This window comes from Butyricimonas sp. (genome assembly GCF_019423355.1).
Lineage (GTDB): Bacteria > Bacteroidota > Bacteroidia > Bacteroidales > Marinifilaceae > Butyricimonas > Butyricimonas faecihominis.
This window is the reverse complement of the sequence record NZ_JAHZBP010000008.1, coordinates 124,271-144,372: the sequence shown is the minus strand read 5'-3', so window position 1 is coordinate 144,372 and position 20,102 is coordinate 124,271. Positions and strand designations below refer to the sequence as shown.

14 protein-coding genes and 1 tRNA gene are annotated in these 20,102 nt (G+C 41.6%); 12 read left to right on the top strand and 3 right to left on the bottom strand.

Translation table 11 applies throughout. The annotated features are described in order from the left end of the window. Positions 1–5: 5 nt before the first annotated feature. The 6 genes from QVC79_RS12255 (at position 6) to QVC79_RS12230 (ending at position 8,352) form a co-directional block, all read left to right on the top strand. The gene (locus QVC79_RS12255; protein ID WP_270595048.1) at positions 6–2,552 is read left to right on the top strand and encodes a BamA/OMP85 family outer membrane protein; all 2,547 of its coding nucleotides are present in this window, start codon (positions 6–8) and stop codon (positions 2,550–2,552) included. Between the two features lie 168 nt (positions 2,553–2,720). Beyond that, positions 2,721–3,257, top strand: a complete 537-nt coding sequence (locus QVC79_RS12250) for an OmpH/Skp family outer membrane protein (protein ID WP_087421714.1) — start codon at positions 2,721–2,723, stop codon at positions 3,255–3,257. 104 nt (positions 3,258–3,361) lie between these two features. Next, complete coding sequence (gene murI, locus QVC79_RS12245) at positions 3,362–4,186, top strand: glutamate racemase (protein ID WP_270595046.1); 825 nt, start codon at positions 3,362–3,364, stop codon at positions 4,184–4,186. Positions 4,187–4,296: 110 nt separating this feature from the next. After that, complete coding sequence (locus QVC79_RS12240) at positions 4,297–6,504, top strand: RelA/SpoT family protein (RefSeq protein ID WP_270595045.1); 2,208 nt, start codon at positions 4,297–4,299, stop codon at positions 6,502–6,504. 84 nt (positions 6,505–6,588) lie between these two features. Then, entirely contained in the window at positions 6,589–7,041 is a 453-nt protein-coding gene (locus QVC79_RS12235; RefSeq protein ID WP_270595043.1) for a Fur family transcriptional regulator, read from the top strand. A 42-nt stretch (positions 7,042–7,083) separates the two neighbouring features. Beyond that, the gene (locus QVC79_RS12230) at positions 7,084–8,352 is read left to right on the top strand and encodes an adenylosuccinate synthase (protein WP_270595041.1); all 1,269 of its coding nucleotides are present in this window, start codon (positions 7,084–7,086) and stop codon (positions 8,350–8,352) included. Between the two features lie 60 nt (positions 8,353–8,412). On the opposite strand, the gene nhaD is transcribed toward QVC79_RS12230, so the two are convergent. Continuing rightward, positions 8,413–9,702 (bottom strand): sodium:proton antiporter NhaD, encoded by a 1,290-nt coding sequence (gene nhaD / locus QVC79_RS12225; RefSeq protein ID WP_270595039.1) that lies wholly within the window; start codon positions 9,700–9,702, stop codon positions 8,413–8,415. Positions 9,703–9,820: 118 nt separating this feature from the next. On the opposite strand from nhaD, the gene QVC79_RS12220 reads away from it, so the two are divergent. Continuing rightward, a complete protein-coding gene (locus QVC79_RS12220) occupies positions 9,821–10,483 on the top strand; it encodes an MgtC/SapB family protein (RefSeq protein WP_270595144.1) in 663 nt (220 codons plus the stop codon). A 27-nt stretch (positions 10,484–10,510) separates the two neighbouring features. Here QVC79_RS12220 and recQ read toward each other — a convergent pair whose 3' ends face one another. Then, a complete protein-coding gene (gene recQ / locus QVC79_RS12215; RefSeq protein WP_087421904.1) occupies positions 10,511–12,685 on the bottom strand; it encodes a DNA helicase RecQ in 2,175 nt (724 codons plus the stop codon). 236 nt (positions 12,686–12,921) lie between these two features. On the opposite strand from recQ, the gene QVC79_RS12210 reads away from it, so the two are divergent. From QVC79_RS12210 to tig, 5 genes are all read left to right on the top strand, one after another. Next, positions 12,922–13,887 (top strand): KpsF/GutQ family sugar-phosphate isomerase, encoded by a 966-nt coding sequence (locus QVC79_RS12210; protein ID WP_087421721.1) that lies wholly within the window; start codon positions 12,922–12,924, stop codon positions 13,885–13,887. A gap of 102 nt (positions 13,888–13,989) precedes the next feature. Further along, complete coding sequence (locus tag QVC79_RS12205; protein WP_270595037.1) at positions 13,990–16,482, top strand: DUF5686 and carboxypeptidase-like regulatory domain-containing protein; 2,493 nt, start codon at positions 13,990–13,992, stop codon at positions 16,480–16,482. A 69-nt stretch (positions 16,483–16,551) separates the two neighbouring features. Next, entirely contained in the window at positions 16,552–17,283 is a 732-nt protein-coding gene (gene lptB, locus QVC79_RS12200) for an LPS export ABC transporter ATP-binding protein (protein ID WP_087421723.1), read from the top strand. A gap of 64 nt (positions 17,284–17,347) precedes the next feature. Beyond that, a tRNA-Leu gene (locus QVC79_RS12195) sits at positions 17,348–17,429 on the top strand. Positions 17,430–17,505: 76 nt separating this feature from the next. Continuing rightward, positions 17,506–18,858 (top strand): trigger factor, encoded by a 1,353-nt coding sequence (tig, locus tag QVC79_RS12190; RefSeq protein WP_270595036.1) that lies wholly within the window; start codon positions 17,506–17,508, stop codon positions 18,856–18,858. Positions 18,859–19,221: 363 nt separating this feature from the next. Here tig and QVC79_RS12185 read toward each other — a convergent pair whose 3' ends face one another. Beyond that, positions 19,222–19,908, bottom strand: a complete 687-nt coding sequence (locus QVC79_RS12185; RefSeq protein WP_087421725.1) for a tetratricopeptide repeat protein — start codon at positions 19,906–19,908, stop codon at positions 19,222–19,224. Positions 19,909–20,102: the final 194 nt, after the last annotated feature.

Here is a 20,102-nt window from a genome sequence, read left to right as displayed (position 1 = left end):
CTCAGATGACAGGAAAAATAACGCTTTTATTAATCTTTATACTGTGTGTTTACGGGGCAAAGGCCCAAGTCGCAGATACGACACAACAATATGATATTTTTTATTCTTCACCTAAAACGTATGAACTTGCTGGAGTGCGAGCTGTTGGGGGAGGGGAGAATTATGATGAGGACTATTTGGCACAGATGGCTGGATTGTCAATCGGAATGGCAGTACAGATTCCCGGAGAAACAATCACTCGTGCTATTAAGAGATTGTATGGGCATGGAATCTTTTCGGATGTATCGATTGCCATCGATAAGGTTGAAGGAGATAAAGTTTATTTGGCTTTATATATAAAGGAGCGTCATAAACTTTCCAAGATTAATTATGTCGGGCTGAAAAAAGCGGAGGAGAATAAAATCAAGGAAAAGATGAATTTGTTACCGGGAGCTCAAGTGACAGACTTGATGAAGTCAAATCTAAAGATGCAGATCGAGAAGTATCTGAAAGAAAAGGGATATTATAACACGAATATCAGGATTATTCAACGTGATGATCCGGACCATAGTAATTTCGTGATCTTGGATGCTATTGTGGAAAAACATAACAAGATCAAGATTGACGAGATTATCATTACCGGAAACAAGTTAATGAAAGATGGGCGTCTGAAAGGAGCCATGAAAAAGACAAAAGAGAAATCTCTTCGTAATTTCTTCAAGTCGGCTAATTATATAGAAAAAAATTACGATGAAGATAAATTCCTTCTTGTTGATAAGTATAACGAAAAAGGTTTCCGGGATGCTGTGATCCTTTCAGATAGCGTGGTACAGATTTCACCTAAGCGGGTAAAAATTTATATTGATGTACAAGAAGGAAATAAATACTATTTCAATAATATTACATGGGTGGGTAACACCATTTATGGTTCAGATGTTTTGAGTGATGTGTTGAATATCAAAAAAGGTGATGTTTATAATAGTAAATATCTTGAGGAACGAATGACATCTGATGATGATGCTGTTTCTAATCTATATCAGAATAATGGTTACCTGTTCTCCCGGTTGGTCCCGGTGGAGACTATATCCGGAGAAGACTCCATTAACTTGGAAGTCCGGGTGGTTGAAGGCCCTCAAGCGACGATTAACAAAGTAATTATCAAAGGAAATAATCGTACGCATGAGCATGTAATTCGTCGGGAGTTGTATGTTTACCCGGGTGAATTATTTAGTCGTGAGGATATTATACGAAGTGCCAGAGAGTTGGCGAATATGGGACATTTTGACCCGGAGCAGATTAAACCCGATTTGGCAAATGTGAATGCAGAGGCGGGAACGGCTGATGTCGTATTTGGTTTAGTTGAAAAAGCGAATGATAAAATAGAGCTTTCCGGAGGTTGGGGAGCCGGTATGATTATCGGTTCTGTGGGATTGACCTTCACGAACTTCTCTATTCGTAATATATTTAATTGGGATTCTTACCGCCCTCTGCCGCAGGGTGATGGTCAGACGTTTAGTTTGAAGGCTCAGACGAATGGTAAATATTATACTTCTTTCAGTTTGTCTTTCCGTGAACCTTGGTTAGGTGGAAGAAAGCCGAATTCATTGAGTGTATCATTGTATTTCTCTCGGCAAACGGGATATTCCAGTAGTTATCGGAACTCTTATTATATGAGTAATACTTCTCAGATGTACGACTCTCGTCAGTTAATGTTGACTTACGGTCTTAGCGTGGGCTTAGGACGACGAATTAACTGGCCGGATAACTGGTTTACGATGTATAATGAGATTTCATTCCAGCGTTATCAGTTGAAGAATTGGCCGTATTATATCTTCAGTGATGGTAACTCTAATAACTTGTCTATCGCAACGGTTATCAAGAGAAGTTCTATTGACAACCCTCTGTTTACAAGAATGGGTAGTGAATTTACATTCTCATTGACATTGACCCCGCCGTATTCCTTGTTCTCAAATCGTCATTTCGAGGCAGAGAAGGATCAAGTGAAGTATAGATGGATTGAGTATCACAAGTGGAAATTCAGTGGGAAGGTATTCATGCCGTTGACTCGTAGTGAGAAACGTCCGTTAGTGTTATATGCTTCGGCTCAGTACGGGTACTTGGGTTACTATGATAAGAACAAAAAATCTCCGTTCGAGGGATTCGAGATGGGGGGGGACGGAATGTCAGGATATAGCTTGTATGGTAGAGAGTACGTGGGATTGCGCGGTTATGAAAACGGATCATTGACTAATGCCGGTTCATCTTTTATTGCTCCGAAATCTTCAGATGCAAGCTTGTATTCCAAGTTCACGATGGAGTTGCGTTACCCGATTTCTTTGGCACAATCAGCAACGATTTATGCTTTAGGATTCTTGGAAGCAGGTAATTCTTGGTACGAGTTGAAAGATTTCGAACCCTTCAATTTGTACCGTTCTGCCGGTGTCGGTTTGCGTGTATTCCTCCCGATGTTTGGTTTGCTCGGTATTGACTGGGGATATGGATTTGACGATGTGCCGGGACGTAGTGGTGCTGGTGGTTCACAATTCCACTTTGTGTTAGGACAAGAATTTTAGAAATGGAGTGATTTCGTGATTGCAGGTTTCGTGATTTAATACAATCACATAATCGTAAATCACTGAATCTCTAAATAATTTTGAGCTTCTTTGCATACATTATGTATGTAGGCTAGGAAAAGGAATTTAATTTTATTACTTTTGTAGATCATTTTAAAGACAAACATTATGAAGAATACGTTGAAATTATTTGCTTTAGTAGCATTTATGTTTGCTGCTTTTGCTACTTCTGCTCAAACTGCAAAACCAATTAAGTTAGGTCATCTTGATGTTCAAAAGGTGATGACAAGTATGCCGGAATTTAAAAAAGCACAGGATGATTTAGCAGCTAAGGAGCAAGAGATTAGAAAAGAATTGACTGCAATGCATGAAAATTATCAGAAATTGATGCAAGAATATCAGGCCAATGCTAAAACACTAACTGAATTAAGCCGTACAGCTAAAGAACAAGAAATTCAAGGATTGGCAGAAAGAATTCAGAACTTCCAACAATTAGCTCAAGAACAAATGGCTAAAACACAGGAAGATTTGTTAGCTCCAATTATTACTAAAATTCAAAATGCAGTTCAAGCCGTAGGTAAAGAAGGTGGTTTCACTTATATTTTTGCTGCAACTCCTAATTTTGGTCAAGGTGCATTATTGTATATGGCTGATAATAGCGAGGATGTGTTACCGCTGGTAAAGAAAAAATTAGGTATTCAATAATTTATATATATAATGAAATAAAGTCGCCCTTTGGGCGGCTTTTTTTTTGCATTCTTTGGGAATAAAAGGTATATTAGCAGCTATAAATTTAATATAATAGACATATGTCTTGTCCGATTGGGGTGTTTGATTCCGGATATGGGGGATTGACGATATTGAAAGATATTGTAAAAGAGATGCCTGAGTATGATTATATTTACTTGGGAGATAATGCTCGTACACCTTATGGAACTCGTTCTTTTGATGTTGTTTACAAGTATACGCGAGAGGCCGTTTTAAAGTTGTTCGGGATGGGGTGTAAGCTAGTTATTTTGGCATGTAACACGGCCTCGGCGAAAGCATTACGAACGATACAGCAAGTCGATTTGCCCCGGATAGATCCTCAACGGAGAGTGTTAGGGGTTATTCGTCCCAGTGTAGAGGCTGTGGCGGATTTTACCGGGAATGGGCATATCGGTATCTTGGCAACTTCGGGAACCGTGGCGTCGGAGTCATATTTGTTGGAGATTGCCAAAATTCATTCGGAGAAGGGATTTCTGGTCACGCAGCAGGCTTGTCCCATGTGGGTTCCGATCGTGGAGAATAACGAGATGAATTCTCCGGGGGCGGCTTTCTTTGTACAGAAGTATATAGATACAATTTTGCAAGCTGATCCGCAGATTGACACTCTCGTGTTGGCTTGTACGCATTATCCGTTGTTGAGAAGTGTTATTGACCGCTTTATTCCGGAAGGGATAACCGTCATCCAGCAGGGTGAAATTGTTGCACGAAGTTTGAAAGACTATTTGTGTCGGCATCCGGAGATGGAGCGGGAACTTTCCCGGAGGGGGCAGATTGAATTCTTGACCACGGAGAAAGGTGGAATGTTTGATAAGATGGCAGCACTATTTATGCAGGCGGAAGTGACTTCCCGGCATGTAGAACTGTAAAAATAGAGATTCAATAATTTAGAATTTAAAGTTTAGAATTTAGAATGAATGGAATCGCTGTCTTCTTCTATCTAAAATTTGAAATCTAAAATTTAAAATTGTTTTAGGTTATGGACGAGCAGGAAATGATTGAAACGGCTTTCGATGATTTGATAAAATCTTTGCGAAAGGGGACGACTGAGGAGAGCGTGAAAATGATTCGCAGGGCATTTGAATTTGCCCGGGAAGCTCATCAGGGAGTTAGACGTAAATCGGGGGAACCTTATATATTGCATCCTTTGGCTGTGGCGAAGATTGCGGTAAAGGAGATCGGATTGGGTACAAAATCGGCTGTAGCCGCACTCCTGCATGATGTGGTGGAAGATACCGATTACACGGTGGAGGATATTGCCAATCTTTTTGGTCCTAAAATAGCTTCCCTCGTTGACGGGTTGACGAAAATTAGCGAGGTTATGGGGTCTAACACGACCAAGCAGGCCGAGAGTTTTCGTAAGATGATTCTGACGCTGGCAGATGATGTACGGGTAATTTTGATCAAGATTGCTGACCGTTTGCATAATATGCGCACGCTTGATTCCATGCCGGAGCATAAGCAAGTGAAGATAGCGAGTGAAACACTATATATATATGCCCCCTTGGCACATCGTATGGGATTACATGCGATCAAGACGGAGTTAGAGGATTTGAGTCTGAAGTACGAGAATCCGGTTGAATACCAGGAACTGGAGAAACGAATTCATGATTACCGGGATGAACATACCGGTTTGTATCAGCAATTTATTGCTCCGATTCGGGAGCGTTTAACTGAGAGTGGGTACCATTATGATATAACAGCACGAACGAAGAGTGTCTATTCTGTGTGGTCCAAGATGCAGCGTAGGCACATTTCTTTTGAAGAGATATATGATTTGCTTGCCGTGAGGATCGTGTTCGATCCAAAGGATAATCAGCCGGAAAAATGGCAATGCTGGAATATTTACTCTTTAATTACCGATATGTATAGCCCGAAGCCGGAGAGAATCCGGGATTGGGTAAGTGTTCCGAAGGCTAATGGTTACGAGGCGTTACATCTTACCGTCATGGGGCCCGGGGGAAAGTGGATAGAGGTACAGATTCGTTCGCGTCGAATGGATGAGATTGCCGAGAAGGGTTTGGCTGCACACTGGAAATACAAGGGGGATAATGCCGAAGCGAGTAATGAGGTGGACAAATGGTTGGCGGGTATCAAGGAGATGTTGGAGCAACCGGGAACTGATGCGTTGGAATTTCTAGACGAATTTAAACTTAATCTTTTTGCCAAGGAGATCCGGGTGTTTACCCCGAAAGGGGAGATGAGAACACTTCCGAAAGGAGCTTCCGTTTTGGACTTTGCTTATGATATTCACACAGAGATTGGGAATTCATGTATTGGTGGGAAGGTGAATCACAAACTGGTTCCGATGAGCCATCGGTTACAGAGTGGCGACCAAGTTGAGGTGCTGACCAGCGATAAACAGAAACCACAGAGTGATTGGCTTGATTTTATCGTTACTGCTAAGGCTCGGAATAATATACTTATGGTTTTCCGGAGAGAGAAAAAAGAGCAAATCCGTATCGGAACTACCATGTTTGAAAAATTGCTGGAAGATATGAAATTGCCTTTCGGGGCGGAAAATCTGAATAAGGCTTTATTACATTTGAAGTTGCAGCATAAAGATGATCTATACGTGAGTCTTGCTAAAGGACATTTGGACATAGAGGAGGTGCGTAAAGCCTTAAAGAAGAAGTCAGAAAATAAATTTGTCAAGTATTGGAAACTCCAGTTCTTCAAGAGCGACAAGGATAAGCCCGTGCCGGATAAAGAGAAAGAAGAAGAAAAGGGGAAAGTAATTAATGATATTACCGATGATGCTTCTGATTTTATCATTGCTCCGTGCTGTAACCCTATCCCGGGTGACGATGTTGTTGGCATGAAGATTGATGGGGATAAAATTACTGTGCATAAACGGAAATGCCCGGAGGCAATCCGATTGATGTCCAGTTATGGGGACAAAATTGTTCCCGTGAAATGGGTCAGTCACAAGATCATGTCTTTCCTTGCTGTGATCAAATTAAACGGTATTGATAGCATCGGAATCGTGAGTGATATTACGATGATTATATCAAAAGAGAGTAACGTGAACATGAGAACGGTGCATTTTGAAACCAAGGATGGGATTTTCGAGGGAATGATCCATCTGTACGTGCATAACACGGCAGACTTGAATAATTTAATGATGAAGATCGCATCTTTGAAGGGAGTGGAGAACGTTTCCCGGGTAGAGAATTTAGATGTCTAAATTAAATTTTGTCTAAATAAAGATAGAACTTCGGATAATTATTGTAACTTAGCGATGTTGTAAATAGAATTAGCTTTGGACTCAATGGAAAAAATAAAGGAGACGGTAAAAGAGATTTTTACCACTTACCTGCAGCAGAAAGGGCATCGCAAGACGCCAGAGAGATACGCTATTTTAGATGAGATTTATTCTCATTCCGGACACTTTGATATAGAATCCCTGTACGTGTTTATGAAGAATAAAAATTACAGGGTTAGTCGTGCAACATTGTACAATACGATTGATTTGTTGTTGGAATGTAAGTTGGTGATCAAACATCAGTTCGGGAATAATATTGCTCAATTCGAACGAGCATACAATAACCGGAAACACGAACATATTGTATGTAAGGTGTGCGGGAAAGTGGAGGAATTCGCTGATTCACGATTGGAGGAAATCGTCGAACACGTGGAAGAAAAGTATGATTTTACCGTTCATCATCATATGCTTTATATTTATGGTATTTGCAGCGATTGTAAGTTGGCAGGTAAGAAATAAATATTAATTTTGCACGTTTGTTTCATAAAAATATAGTATCAGATGAAAGTAGATGTATTGTTGGGATTACAGTGGGGAGATGAAGGTAAGGGAAAAGTAGTTGACGTGTTAACCCCGAACTATGATGTCGTGGCTCGTTTTCAAGGAGGGCCTAATGCAGGGCACACGCTTGAATTCGAAGGTCAGAAATATGTACTTCGTTCCATTCCATCCGGAATTTTTCAAGGAGATAAAGTCAATATCATCGGTAATGGTGTCGTGATCGATCCTGCTTTGTTTAAAGCGGAAGCAGAAGCATTGGCGGCGTCTGGTCATGATTTGAAAAAAAGACTTCATATATCCAAAAAGGCACATCTGATTCTGCCGACCCATCGATTTCTTGATGCTGCTTACGAGGCTGCCAAGGGGGATGCTAAAGTGGGGACTACCGGAAAAGGGATCGGACCGACATACACGGATAAAATTAGTAGAAACGGTGTTCGTGTAGGTGATATTCTACATGATTTCGATATAAAATATGAGAAGGCGAAGGCTCGTCACGAACAGATATTGAAAAGTTTAAACTTTGCTTACGATTTAACGGTAGCGGAGAAAGAGTGGTTGGAAGGAATCGAATATCTGAAACAATTCGAGTTGGTGGATAGTGAACATGAGATTAACCGATTGCTGGATGATGAAAAATCCATTTTGGCCGAAGGGGCTCAGGGTACCATGCTGGATATAGATTTTGGTTCTTATCCTTTCGTAACTTCTTCCAACACGGTTTGTGCGGGGGCTTGTACGGGATTGGGTGTTGCTCCTCATCGTATCGGGGAGGTTTATGGCATCTTTAAAGCATATTGTACCCGCGTAGGTAGCGGACCATTCCCAACGGAACTGGAAAACGAAACGGGTGAAAAACTTTGTGAGTTGGGCCATGAGTTTGGAGCTGTAACTGGTCGTAAACGTCGTTGTGGATGGGTAGATTTGGTGGCGTTGAAATATGCTATCATGATTAATGGGGTAACCCAGTTGATCATGATGAAGAGTGACGTGCTGGATACTTTTGACACGATTTCAGCTTGTGTTGCTTACGAGGTGAATGGAGAAGAGGTAGATTATTTCCCGTATGACATTACGGAAGGGGTAAAACCGATCTATACCGAGTTACCGGGTTGGAAATGTGATATGACAAAAATGACTTCAGAAGATGAATTTCCGGAAGAGTTCAATAATTATTTGGCTTTCTTGGAAGAGGAGACCGGGGTACCGATCAAGATTGTATCTGTGGGACCGGATCGAGAACAAACGATTATTCGTTATATGGAGTAAAGAATATCTCGATAAAATAGAAAGACCGTATTGCTGTTTGGGCAGGACGGTCTTTTTTCTTTATACAAGAGATTGTAGGTAATATACACCGATTCCGGCCAGATAACCGAGGATTGCAATCCAGGTGATGTGTTTCATGTACCACATGAAATTGATGCGTTCCATGCCCATAACGACGACTCCGGCTGCAGAACCAATGATTAGGATGCTGCCACCGATTCCCGAACAATATGCAAGGAGTTCCCAGAATGTTCCATCCGTCGTGAAATTCATGAGGTATGGTGATAAGGTACCGCTTGTGTGAGTCAAGGGGTACATCCCCATGGCGGCAGCGACAAGTGGAACATTATCGATCACGGAGGAAAGAAAACCTATGATCATGTTTATTAGGTAAACGTTGTGAATTTTGTCATTTAAGAACGTGGACATTTGGTCAAGTATGCCTGCTATTTGTAAGGCAGCGACAGCCATAAGGATTCCCAAGAAGAATAGGAGGGTGCTGTAATCAACTTTTGTAAGTATGGATGGAATCCGGTGTATCTTTTCCGGAGAAAGGTTCCTTTTTCGATTATAGAGAATTTCCGTGTATGTCCACACGGCTCCTAAGGCTAGCATGATCCCCATGAATGGGGGGAGATTCGTGAATTCTTTAAAAACAGGAACGAATAGGAGGCTGGCAATACCGATGCTTAGGATTGTCATTTGTTCTCCACGACTGATGGCTAAGGTTGTGTTCGTGTTTGTTGCTTGTTGAGGCTGTGTTTCTCCTTGTAACCGGAAAGTCATGATGACCAATGGAACAATTAATGAAATCAGGCTTGGAAGGAACAGGTGGCGGATAACATTCAGAGAGGTTATGTTGTCATTAATCCAAAGCATAATCGTGGTAACGTCTCCTATTGGGGTCCATGCTCCACCTGCGTTTGCGGCAATAATAACGATACTTCCGAATATCCATCGTTCTTGTTGCTCGTTAACTAGGCGGCGAAGTAACATGATCATGACAATGGCTGTGGTTAAGTTGTCGAGTACAGAAGACATGATAAAAGTAATCAAGGCAATGATCCACAATAATTTTCGTTTATTGCGTGTGGTGATATGGTTCGTGATCAAGGTGAATCCGTTATGGGTGTCAATCCATTCCACGATTGTCATGGCCCCGAGCAGGTAGAATAAAATTTCGGCGGTATCTCCAAGGTGGTTAATAATTTCATTGTCAGTATGTGGGATGAAAGTCCATAATAGTATTCCTAGAAGGAGTGCTATGGCACTTTTACTGATTCCGGTCTGATGTTCGAGGGCGATCAGAATGTAGCCGCTAATGAATAGGATTACGAGTAACAATGTCATGTCTTGTTGTTGGGTTAATGAAGTTTTTCAATCGTATTGTATCTTTCATACGCAATTTTGCGTAGATTGGTTTATCTTTGTGTGAAGATAAGAATAGAGTAAAATAGATACGGATATGATGACATGGGATTTTTTCTTTAGGTTATTAGTGGCCGGAGTTTTAGGGGCCATCATAGGTTTGGATCGTGAATACCGGGCGAAGGAGGCGGGATTTAGGACTCATTTTCTGGTGGCCTTAGGTAGTGCGCTTTTTATGATCGTGTCAAAATATGGGTTTTGGGATATTCTTGGGGATACGGGGATCGGTCTTGACCCGAGTCGTATTGCGGCTCAAGTGGTGAGTGGTATCGGTTTTTTGGGAGCGGGGACTATTATTATCCAGAAGTTATTTGTGAGAGGATTGACCACGGCTGCCGGGATATGGGCTACTTCTGCCATTGGACTTGCAGTTGGAGCCGGACAATATTGGCTGGGAATCAGTGCGATGTTGTTGACTTTGTTGGGGTTGGAAGGTTTAGGATATATTTTCCAAAAGATTAGCCAGAGAAATGTATTGTTAATATTTACGACAACAAGTCAAGAGGTAATCAAGGAGGTTACCGATGAGATAAAGCGTAAAAAGCATACGATCAGTTCTTATTCTACCGAGTCGTCCAAGTTGGGAGATATGACTACTTACCGGGTGACGATGGTTATTCGAACCCATAAGACTGGAGATGAAACTTTGCTATTCCAGTTTATACAGCATTTGCCGGATGTGATGATTGATCGGATGGAATAAAAAAAGCGACCTTAAGTCGCTTTTTATTTAATTTCCATGTTTGGAGTGTAGTTTCAGTCGCATCAGACGAAGATCTTCTTCAGAGTAGTCGCCTTCGAATTCATCATAGGCATCTCCAATATTGTCGCTCTTGGCTTCCATGAAGTAGTCCATGATCTCTTGTTGTTGTTCTTCATCCAGAATTTGGTTGATGTAGTAATCAATGTTAAGTTTGGTTCCGGAGAAAACGATGGCTTCCATTTCTTTGATCAGTTCTTCGAAGGTAAGGCCTTCTGCAGAGGCGATGTCTTCCAAATCAATTTGGCGGTCAATATTTTGAATGATATATACTTTGAATTTCGATTTGTTGGCAACGGTTTTAACCACCAAGTCTTGCGCTCTTTCGATCTCGTTGTCTTCAACGTATTGTTTGATTACCTCTACGAATTCCTGTCCGTATTTTTGAGCTTTCCCTGTGCCTACACCTTGAATGTTGGCCAGTTCTTCCAACGTGATCGGGTAATTGGTACACATATCCTCTAGGGACGGATCTTGGAAAATCACGTACGGTGGCAGATTGTTCTTCTTGGCAATCTTTTTCCGTAAATCTTTCAGGATCGCAAATAAGGTGTTGTCGAGTGCTGATACTCCCCCTTTTTCCTGAAGTTTCTCTTCTGATTCTTCAAAATTATGATCTTCCATCAGCATAAAGTCTTTAGGTTCTTTTAAAAATTCGTGGCCCTTTTCAGTTAATTTTATGACCCCGTATTGTTCAATATCTTTTTCTATATAATTAGCAATTAAAGCGCGTCTGAATACCATATTCCAGAACTGTGCGTTCTTTTCAGAACCGACACCAAAAGATTCCAGTTCATCATGATGATACGATTTTATCATGGAATCGGTTTCCCCGAGAAGAATATTTACCATATGGTCCACCTTGAATTTCTCTTTTACTTCAAGGATGGCATTTAAGGCATCGATCAAGTATTCTTTTCCTTCGAATTCTTTCTTCGGGAACAGGCAGTTGTCACAGGCCCCGCAATTTTCTTCATCATAGTTTTCACCGAAGTAGTGTAACAGTACTTTTCTGCGGCAAAGGGAAGTTTCCGCGTAGGAAACGGTTTCCATGAGAAGTTGTTTCCCAATTTCCTGTTCGGCAATCGGTTTACCCTGCATGAACTTTTCCAGTTTTTGGATGTCTTTGTAGCTGTAAAATGTCAAGCAATATCCTTCACCTCCGTCCCGTCCGGCTCTTCCGGTCTCCTGGTAATATCCCTCAAGACTTTTCGGAATATCATAATGGATGACGAATCGTACGTCCGGTTTGTCAATACCCATACCAAAAGCGATTGTTGCCACGATGACATTGACTTCTTCCATTAGGAATTTGTCTTGATTGGCACTACGGGCCGAGGCATCCATCCCGGCGTGGTAGGAGGCAGCTTTGATTCCGTTCACGCAAAGGACTTCCGTGAGTTCTTCCACTTTTTTACGGCTCAGACAGTAGATAATACCTGATTTGCCTTCATTGTTTTTAATGAATTTGATAATATCTTTTGTCGGGTCTACCTTCGGACGAACCTCGTAATAGAGGTTGGAACGGTTAAAGGAAGACTTGAACACTTGGGCATCCAGCATATCCAGGTTTTTCTGAATATCGTGTTGGACTTTCGGGGTAGCGGTTGCCGTCAAAGCGATAATCGGTGCTTTCCCGATTTGCTCCACGATTGGTCTGATCTTGCGATATTCGGTACGGAAATCGTGTCCCCATTCTGAAATACAGTGTGCTTCGTCCACCGCGAAGAAGGAGATGCGTACTTTTCGTAAGAATTCAATATTACTTTCTTTGGTCAGTGACTCTGGGGCTACATATAATAGTTTTGTTTTACCACTCAACACGTCTTCTTTCACTTTTAGAATATCACTTTTGCTAAGAGACGAATTCATGAAGTGGGCAACTCCCTCCGATGCGCTGAACGAGCGCATTGCATCAACCTGGTTTTTCATTAAAGCAATTAGCGGTGATATCACTATTGCTGTTCCGTCAAGTATTAAGGCTGGTAACTGATAACATAAAGATTTCCCTCCCCCCGTTGGCATCAACACGAATGTGTTGTTTCCGGCGAGGACGTTCTTTATAATTTGCTCCTGGTTCCCTTTGAAGTTATCAAAGCCGAAATACTCTTTTAATTTAGCATGTAAATCTATTTGCAATCCCATTGTTTTTTTAATTTTCACACACCCCATTTTTGCACGGGTGCGCAAATTTATAACTTAATTTGTTTCTACAAACAAAATCTTCTATAATAAATCTATCATCACTCGTTTTTGAGCTATCATAAAAAATGATACTTTTGTCCCTAGTAAAGTTATAGCAAAAAATGATAAGTGCAATAGTTTTTTTCTTTTTTTGCTTTAAGGATGACTTTTGAATGAATATTTATAATTAGATAGTCATGGTAGATATAAAATCGGTTGCGCGCAAAGTGATTCAAGATGAGACAGTAGCTATTCAAAATTTGATAAACTACATAGATGATGATTTTGAGGCGGTCGTTAGATTAATTTATGAAAATAAGGGGCGGGTGATTATCACTGGTATTGGAAAAAGTGCAATTATCGCGACAAAAATCGTGGCAACGATGAATTCCACCGGAACTCCGGCTGTGTTCATGCACGCCGCGGATGCTATTCATGGTGATTTGGGAATGATTCGGGAAGAGGATGTGGTAATTTGTGTTTCTAAGAGTGGGAACACTCCGGAAATAAAAGTTTTGATCCCGTTGATACGGAATAACGGAAATAATAATATCGTGGCAATGGTGTCAAATACGGACTCTTTTCTGGCTAAGAACTCGCTTTATGTGCTGAAAGCGAAAGTGGAAAAAGAGGCTTGTCCTTTAAATTTAGCCCCGACAAATTCAACTACGGCACAGTTAGTGCTGGGAGATGCATTAGCAATGTGTTTGGTAGAGTGTCGCAGTTTCTCAAGTAGGGATTTTGCGAGATTCCATCCGGGCGGAAGTTTAGGAAAGCGTTTGTACACGCGAGTGTCGGATGTTTATGATGGAACGAATCGGCCTTGTATTACGAGAGAAGCGGGAATCCGCCCCGTGATCTTGGCCATGTCGAAAGGACGTTTGGGAGCGGTGGCTATTGTGGATGGGGAGGAACGTTTGGAAGGAATTATTACGGATGGTGACTTGCGGCGGATGATGGAAAAATATGATGATGTGGACGGGTTGACGGCAAAGGATGTCATGTCAAAATCTCCCAAGACAATATCGGAGGACGAACTGGCGTATAATGCCTACCGGATGATGGAACAGAATAGTATCACTCAACTGGTTGTTGTTGATAAAGATCGTCATTACAAAGGAATGGTACACATACACGACATATTGCGTGAAGGAGTGGTTTAATGTATGATTTGTGATTGATGATTTATGATGGGGTATTATCTTCATCTTGAGTGGTTGTTCCTGATCTGAAATCGTGAATCTGAAATCGTAAATTTTTTTGTAATGAAATATTTGAAGTTGTGTTTTGTCTTGTTGTTATTGGCGTGGGTGTCTGTTGCAGAGGCGCAGACAACGAAGGTTAGAGGGAAAGTAGTGGATGCAGAAACGGGGGAACCGATGCCATTGGTGAGTATCGTGTTTGTGGGTACCACGATTGGGGTCACGACTGATTTCGATGGGAATTATGATATTGAGACACGGGAGGAGGTCAGCGAAATTATGGCATCTTTTGTCTCTTATGAACGCCAGACCGTAGCTGTCAAGAAAGGAGCTTTCAACACGATTGATTTTAAACTGGTACCGATCGTGACTCATTTGGACGAGGTGAAGGTAAAACCCGGAGAGAATCCGGCTCATGCGATCTTGCGGAATATTTCAAAGAATAAGAAAAAAAATAACCCGGCCGAGAAGGAATCGTACAGTTATACCACTTATACGAAGATGGAACTGGATATTGCGAACATGAAACCGGAGTTTAAAAATAAGAAGTTACAGAAAAATTTCGGATTTATTTTCCAGTACATGGACACTTCGGCCATCACGGGAAAGGCCTATTTACCCGTGATGATTTCCGAGGCTTCAGCGGATTATTACTATCGTCGTTCTCCTAAATTGTCAAGAGAGATCGTGAAAGCGAGCCGGATTTCGGGTATCGAGGAGGATTACAGTCTGGCCCAGTTCACTGGGCATCTGCATGTGAATGTCAACTTGTATGATAATTACATTAATATATTCGAGGTGAATTTCGCCAGCCCGTTGAGTGAACACGGGTTGATGTATTACAAGTATTTTCTGGTGGATAGTGTTCAGAAGGAGGGGCGAAAGATATACAAGATCCGTTTTCACCCTAAAGGAAAGTCAACCCCGGTATTTGACGGGGAGGTAAATATTGACTCGACGACATGGGCGTTGGAATCTGCCCGGTTGAGAATGGCGAAAGGGTTGAACGTGAACTGGATCCGGGATTTGGCTATCGAGAACACGAACGAGTTGATAAACGATACCACTTGGTTTTTAAAACAGGACAAGATATTAGCAGATTTTACCGTGCAGATGAAGGATTCGTCCAAGTTAATCTCGTTTATGGGACATCGCCAGATTGACTACTCTAACGTGCGGGTAAACGAGGATATTCCTACCGAAATACAGAAGTTGGATAATGACGTGATCATTAATAAGGATGTACTCCAAAATGATGAAAATTACTGGCAGTCGGTACGTCCTTACGAGTTAAGTGAAAAAGAGCAGAATATATATAATATGGTGGACTCGATTAAGAATGTTCCACTATATAAAAATATATATGATATTATCCGAACAGCCCTGCTGGGATATTATAACACGAAATACATCGGTTTCGGACCTTATTATAAATTGATGAGCTTTAATAAGCTGGAGGGATGTCGTTTCCAGTTGGGAGTCAAAACTACGAGTGATTTTAGCAAGCATGTACGGCTTACCGGATACGGGGCGTATAGCACGAAAGATGGTGAATTTAAAGGAGGCGGAACTGTTGAATATATCTTTAATAATCAACCGACATCGAAGTTTACGATTAGTGGTCGGCATGATGTGTTCCAGCTGGGAGCCAGTGAGAATGCTTTTACCACGGGTAATATATTGAGTTCTATATTTTCTAGAGGGAACAATGATAAGCTGACGTTGATTAATTCATTTGATGTACGTTACGAAAAGGAGTGGTGGCAGGGATTTTCGAATTCTTTTGCTTTGGAATACCGCCAGATGTTCCCCACTAAATACGTTGATTTTGTCCGTCCAAACGGGGAGGTCGTGGATCAGATTCATACCACCCAGTTCCGTTTGGGAACACGTTTGTCTAGGAACGAGATTGTCGTGCGGCAGACCTTTGATAAAGTTTCCATGGGGTCGGATTTCCCGATCGTGGGAATTGACGTGGTTGCTGGGTTGAAGGATATATTGAACGGGGATTACGAGTATTACCGTCTGGAATTGTCCGTGAAACATGATTTTAATATAGCCCCGTTAGGGTACAGTGATATTATGTTATCCGGGGGAAAGATATTTAACAAGGTTCCTTATCCGTTGTTGAAGTTACACGAGGGGAATGCCACCTATTTTTATGATCCTTACGCTTTCTCTTGTATGAATTTCTACGAGTTCGCATCCGATCTATGGGGGGCTGTGTTCTGGGAACATCATTTTAAAGGATTTTTCCTGAGCAAGATTCCGTTGATGAAACGGCTGAAATGGCGAGAGGTGGCAACCGTGAAGGCTTTGTGGGGTACGTTGTCGGATAAGAATAACGGTAGTCTGCCCAACACGGATGCTATTTTCCGATTCCCGGAAGGGATGTCTTCCGTGTCAAAGCCTTATATAGAAGCCGGAGTCGGTATTGAGAATATTTTCCGTTTTATTCGGGTAGATGCCATCTGGCGGTTAACGCATCGCGGGGACCGTTCGGGGCAGGATGTGGATAATTTCGCTATCAATTTCTCGTTACATCTAAATTTCTGATATTTTTCAATTTTCAATTTTCAATTTTCAATTGTAAAAGACTATCTTAGCGCGGTAAAATAGTAAGATATGAAATTAAGAGCTGAGGACTTAGTAAAAAAATACAAGAGCCGTACGGTGGTAAAAGGAGTTTCCGTGAACGTGGAACAAGGGGAGATCGTCGGGTTATTGGGACCGAATGGGGCAGGAAAGACCACGTCATTTTATATGATAGTGGGATTGATTAAACCGAACGGGGGACGTATTTTCTTGGATGACACGGAGATCACGACAGAACCCGTGTATCGTCGTGCCCAGCTTGGAGTGGGGTATCTTGCCCAGGAAGCTTCCGTGTTCCGGCAGTTGAGCGTGGAGGATAATATTAAGGCCGTTTTGGAGATGAGTAATTTACCGAAGGATTACCAGCGTCACCGCTTGGAGGAGATGTTGGATGAGTTCGGTTTACAGCATATTCGCAAGAGCAAGGGAATTCAATTATCGGGAGGTGAGCGTCGGCGTACGGAGATAGCGCGGGCTTTGTCGATTGCCCCGAAATTTATCCTGTTGGACGAACCTTTTGCCGGTGTGGACCCGATTGCCGTGGAGGATATCCAGAGTATCGTGATCAAGTTGAAAGAGAAAAATATCGGGATTCTGATCACGGATCACAACGTGCAGGAGACATTATGTATCACCGACCGGGCTTATTTGTTGTATGACGGACGGATTTTACAATCCGGCTCTGCGGAGGATTTGGCTAATGATCCGGAAGTTAGAAGGGTTTATCTGGGAAAAAACTTTGAATTACGCAGGAAAAAATAAAAAAACGGTCAAATCGTTTTGCTTTTCACGAAAAAGCAATATATTTGCACCGTCAAAATAGCAAGCGGGCGTGGCGAAACTGGTAGACGCACTAGACTTAGGATCTAGTGCCGCAAGGCGTGGGGGTTCGAGTCCCTTCGCCCGCACTTGAAGAGATGGCCGCCTTACAATGAGGTGGCCTTTTTGTTTGTTTTATCAATTATTGTATTATCATAGAGAAGTATGAATGTAACAAAGAACCAAATCGACGATCTTAATGCAACCATTAAGATTCAATTGGATAAGGATGATTACGCAACTCGCGTGAGCGACGCGTTGAAAGATTACCAGAAGAGAGCGGTGATTGATGGTTTCCGGAAAGGAAAGACCCCTTTCGGGATTATCAAGAAAATGTACGGTAAAGCCGTTTTGATTGAGGAGATCAACAAGTTGATCGGAGAGAGTTTGTCTAATTATATCCAAGAGAACGATTTGAATATCTTGGGTGAACCACTTCCGAGTGAGACGGAACAGAAAGAGTTGAATCTGGACGAGGAAAGTTTCGAGTTCGTTTATGATATTGCTTTGTCTCCTGCGATGAACGTGAAGTTAAGCAAAAGAGAGAAAGTTCCTTATTACATCATCAAGGTGGATGATGAAATGATAGACAAACAGATTGAAAGCATCTGCAAGAGTAATGGCGAATTGACTCCGGTTGACACGATTGAGGGATCAGAGTACGTGAAGGGGGAGTTGATCGAGTTGGGAGAAGATGGAAAACCAAAAGAAGGCGGAATTCATGTTGAGGATGCCTCTTTATCTGTTGAACACATGAAGGATGAAGAGCAGGTGAAAATTTTTACCGGTAAGCAGGCTGGAAACGAGGTGATTTTCAATCCGTCAAAAGCTTATCCGAATAAAACGGATTATGCCGCTTTGTTACAAGTAAGCAAGGAAGAAGCCGAGCATATTACTTCTGATTTCTGTTTTATCATCAGCGAGATCAAACGTTACGTTGAGGCAGAAGTAAATCAGGCTTTATTTGATAAAGTTTACGGGGAAGGTAATGTGAAGAGCGTTGAGGAGTTCCGTGCCCGCGTGAAAGACGACTTGGCTAAACAGTTCAAAGCTCATAGCGAGTACCGTTTGACGGTAGACGCTCGTGACAAGATGTTGAAGAAAAACGAGGATGTGGTTCTTCCGGAGACATTCTTGAAACGCTGGATGTTGGCTACCAATAAAGAATTGACCCAAGAGGCTGTCGATAAAGATTTCGATTCTTACCGGGATGAATTCAAATGGCAATTGATCAAGGGGGATATGATCAAGGAAAATAGCATAAAAGTTGAAGACGAAGATATGAAGGCTGTTGGGCGTGAAGTTGCCGCCGCTCAATTACAACAATACGGATTGTACGGTTTATCTGACGAGCAATTGGATGGTTTTGCCGTTCGTTTGCTTGAGAATGAGAAACAACGTGCCAGTCTTTACGACCGTGCATTGGAAAATAAGATTTTCAGTGTTATTAAGGAGGGCGTGAAACTGGAAGAACAAGAAATATCCATGGACGATTTCGGCAAATTGTTCGAAAAGTAATTAAGACCATATAATGGTGACCCCGTCTCGTTGAGGCGGGGTTATTTTTTAACCTGAAAGTTTGTCGGAAATGTTCCTGTGATGCTCCGTACTTTCGCTATAGTCTCACTATAGTTTCGGTAAGAGGTTAACGATAGGTCAACGAAAGGTTAACGAAAGGTTATCGATGTTTACAGTTGATTCTTTGTCGTGTTTTTACTGATGTTTGATTGATATATTAACGAGACACCGGTGCAACTTACCAGTAATATATATGCGAGTTACTTGAAATATGGGAAAGCGGAAAATCGGTTGGGAAATAAGAAATGGACATAAAAAAAGCTATCCTTCATAGGATAGCTTTATATCAGTAATTCAGAATTCTTATTTCATGTTCAATTTGGCACGAGTGATGTACTTTTCGATGTCACGGGCTTCGTATGAAGCGGGGAATTCTTTTTCCAATCTTTCGTACATGTTCAACGCACTTTTGTAGTCGTTTGCTTTTTCGAAAGCAAGTCCGGCTTTCATCATGATCACCGGGGTTGTAGCCATATTGGTCGTTCCGGTAGTTGCTTTTTGATAATAGCTGGAAGCTTTTTTGAAATCGCCTAACTGCATATAAGCGTCACCCAAATTTGCCGTTACCATACTGGAGAAAATTACATCATCAGAAGAAAATTTTTCCAAGTGTTTGATGGCATTTTGGTTGTCTCCCAAGTGTAAATAGCAGATTCCCGCGTAATAGTTAGCTAAGTTTCCGCTGGGAGTAGAGCTGTATTTGTCAATGATCTCCAAGAAACCGGGGGCGTTTCCATCACCGTTAAGAGCCATATTGAAGGAATCTTTTTCAAAAAGGTTCTCGGCAACAAACATTTGTTTCAGCGCTTCTTGTTCCATCGGGGCCTTGTAGAATCTGTAATATCCCAAGATTGCACCTACCACGATGATAATAACGAGTACACCTCTTACCAATAATTTTTGATTTTTCTCGATAAATTGTTCGGTCGAAATCGTGGCTTCTTCAATTTGTTCAAAGCCATCCGCACGTTTCTGTTTCTCTTTTGACATGTTTATATGTTTTTTGTTATTTACTTTTCTTATTCCTAGACGTATCGCTTGTCAACGTGCAAAATTAATTTTTTTTTTGATACCAAAAGGGGCTCCACGAAATTTTATGCAAAAAATTATCTGTCTGGCGGATTATATCCTTCTTTTCCTTACTTTTGGTCATCTGTTTCACGTCTGCGTTGGAACTTGTTGCT

Excerpts from the sequence above, each read along its gene's own strand:
- QVC79_RS12255 (WP_270595048.1), top strand. The coding sequence starts at position 6 with ATGACAGGAAAAATAACGCTTTTATTAATCTTTATACTGTGTGTTTAC.
- QVC79_RS12240 (WP_270595045.1), top strand. The coding sequence starts at position 4,297 with ATGGACGAGCAGGAAATGATTGAAACGGCTTTCGATGATTTGATAAAA.
- QVC79_RS12185 (WP_087421725.1), bottom strand. The coding sequence starts at position 19,908 with ATGTCAAAAGAGAAACAGAAACGTGCGGATGGCTTTGAACAAATTGAA.
- QVC79_RS12250 (WP_087421714.1), top strand. The coding sequence starts at position 2,721 with ATGAAGAATACGTTGAAATTATTTGCTTTAGTAGCATTTATGTTTGCT.
- QVC79_RS12230 (WP_270595041.1), top strand. The coding sequence starts at position 7,084 with ATGAAAGTAGATGTATTGTTGGGATTACAGTGGGGAGATGAAGGTAAG.
- tig (WP_270595036.1), top strand. The coding sequence starts at position 17,506 with ATGAATGTAACAAAGAACCAAATCGACGATCTTAATGCAACCATTAAG.
- QVC79_RS12205 (WP_270595037.1), top strand. The coding sequence starts at position 13,990 with ATGAAATATTTGAAGTTGTGTTTTGTCTTGTTGTTATTGGCGTGGGTG.
- lptB (WP_087421723.1), top strand. The coding sequence starts at position 16,552 with ATGAAATTAAGAGCTGAGGACTTAGTAAAAAAATACAAGAGCCGTACG.
- QVC79_RS12210 (WP_087421721.1), top strand. The coding sequence starts at position 12,922 with ATGGTAGATATAAAATCGGTTGCGCGCAAAGTGATTCAAGATGAGACA.
- QVC79_RS12220 (WP_270595144.1), top strand. The coding sequence starts at position 9,821 with ATGACATGGGATTTTTTCTTTAGGTTATTAGTGGCCGGAGTTTTAGGG.
- murI (WP_270595046.1), top strand. The coding sequence starts at position 3,362 with ATGTCTTGTCCGATTGGGGTGTTTGATTCCGGATATGGGGGATTGACG.
- QVC79_RS12235 (WP_270595043.1), top strand. The coding sequence starts at position 6,589 with ATGGAAAAAATAAAGGAGACGGTAAAAGAGATTTTTACCACTTACCTG.
- nhaD (WP_270595039.1), bottom strand. The coding sequence starts at position 9,702 with ATGACATTGTTACTCGTAATCCTATTCATTAGCGGCTACATTCTGATC.
- recQ (WP_087421904.1), bottom strand. The coding sequence starts at position 12,685 with ATGGGATTGCAAATAGATTTACATGCTAAATTAAAAGAGTATTTCGGC.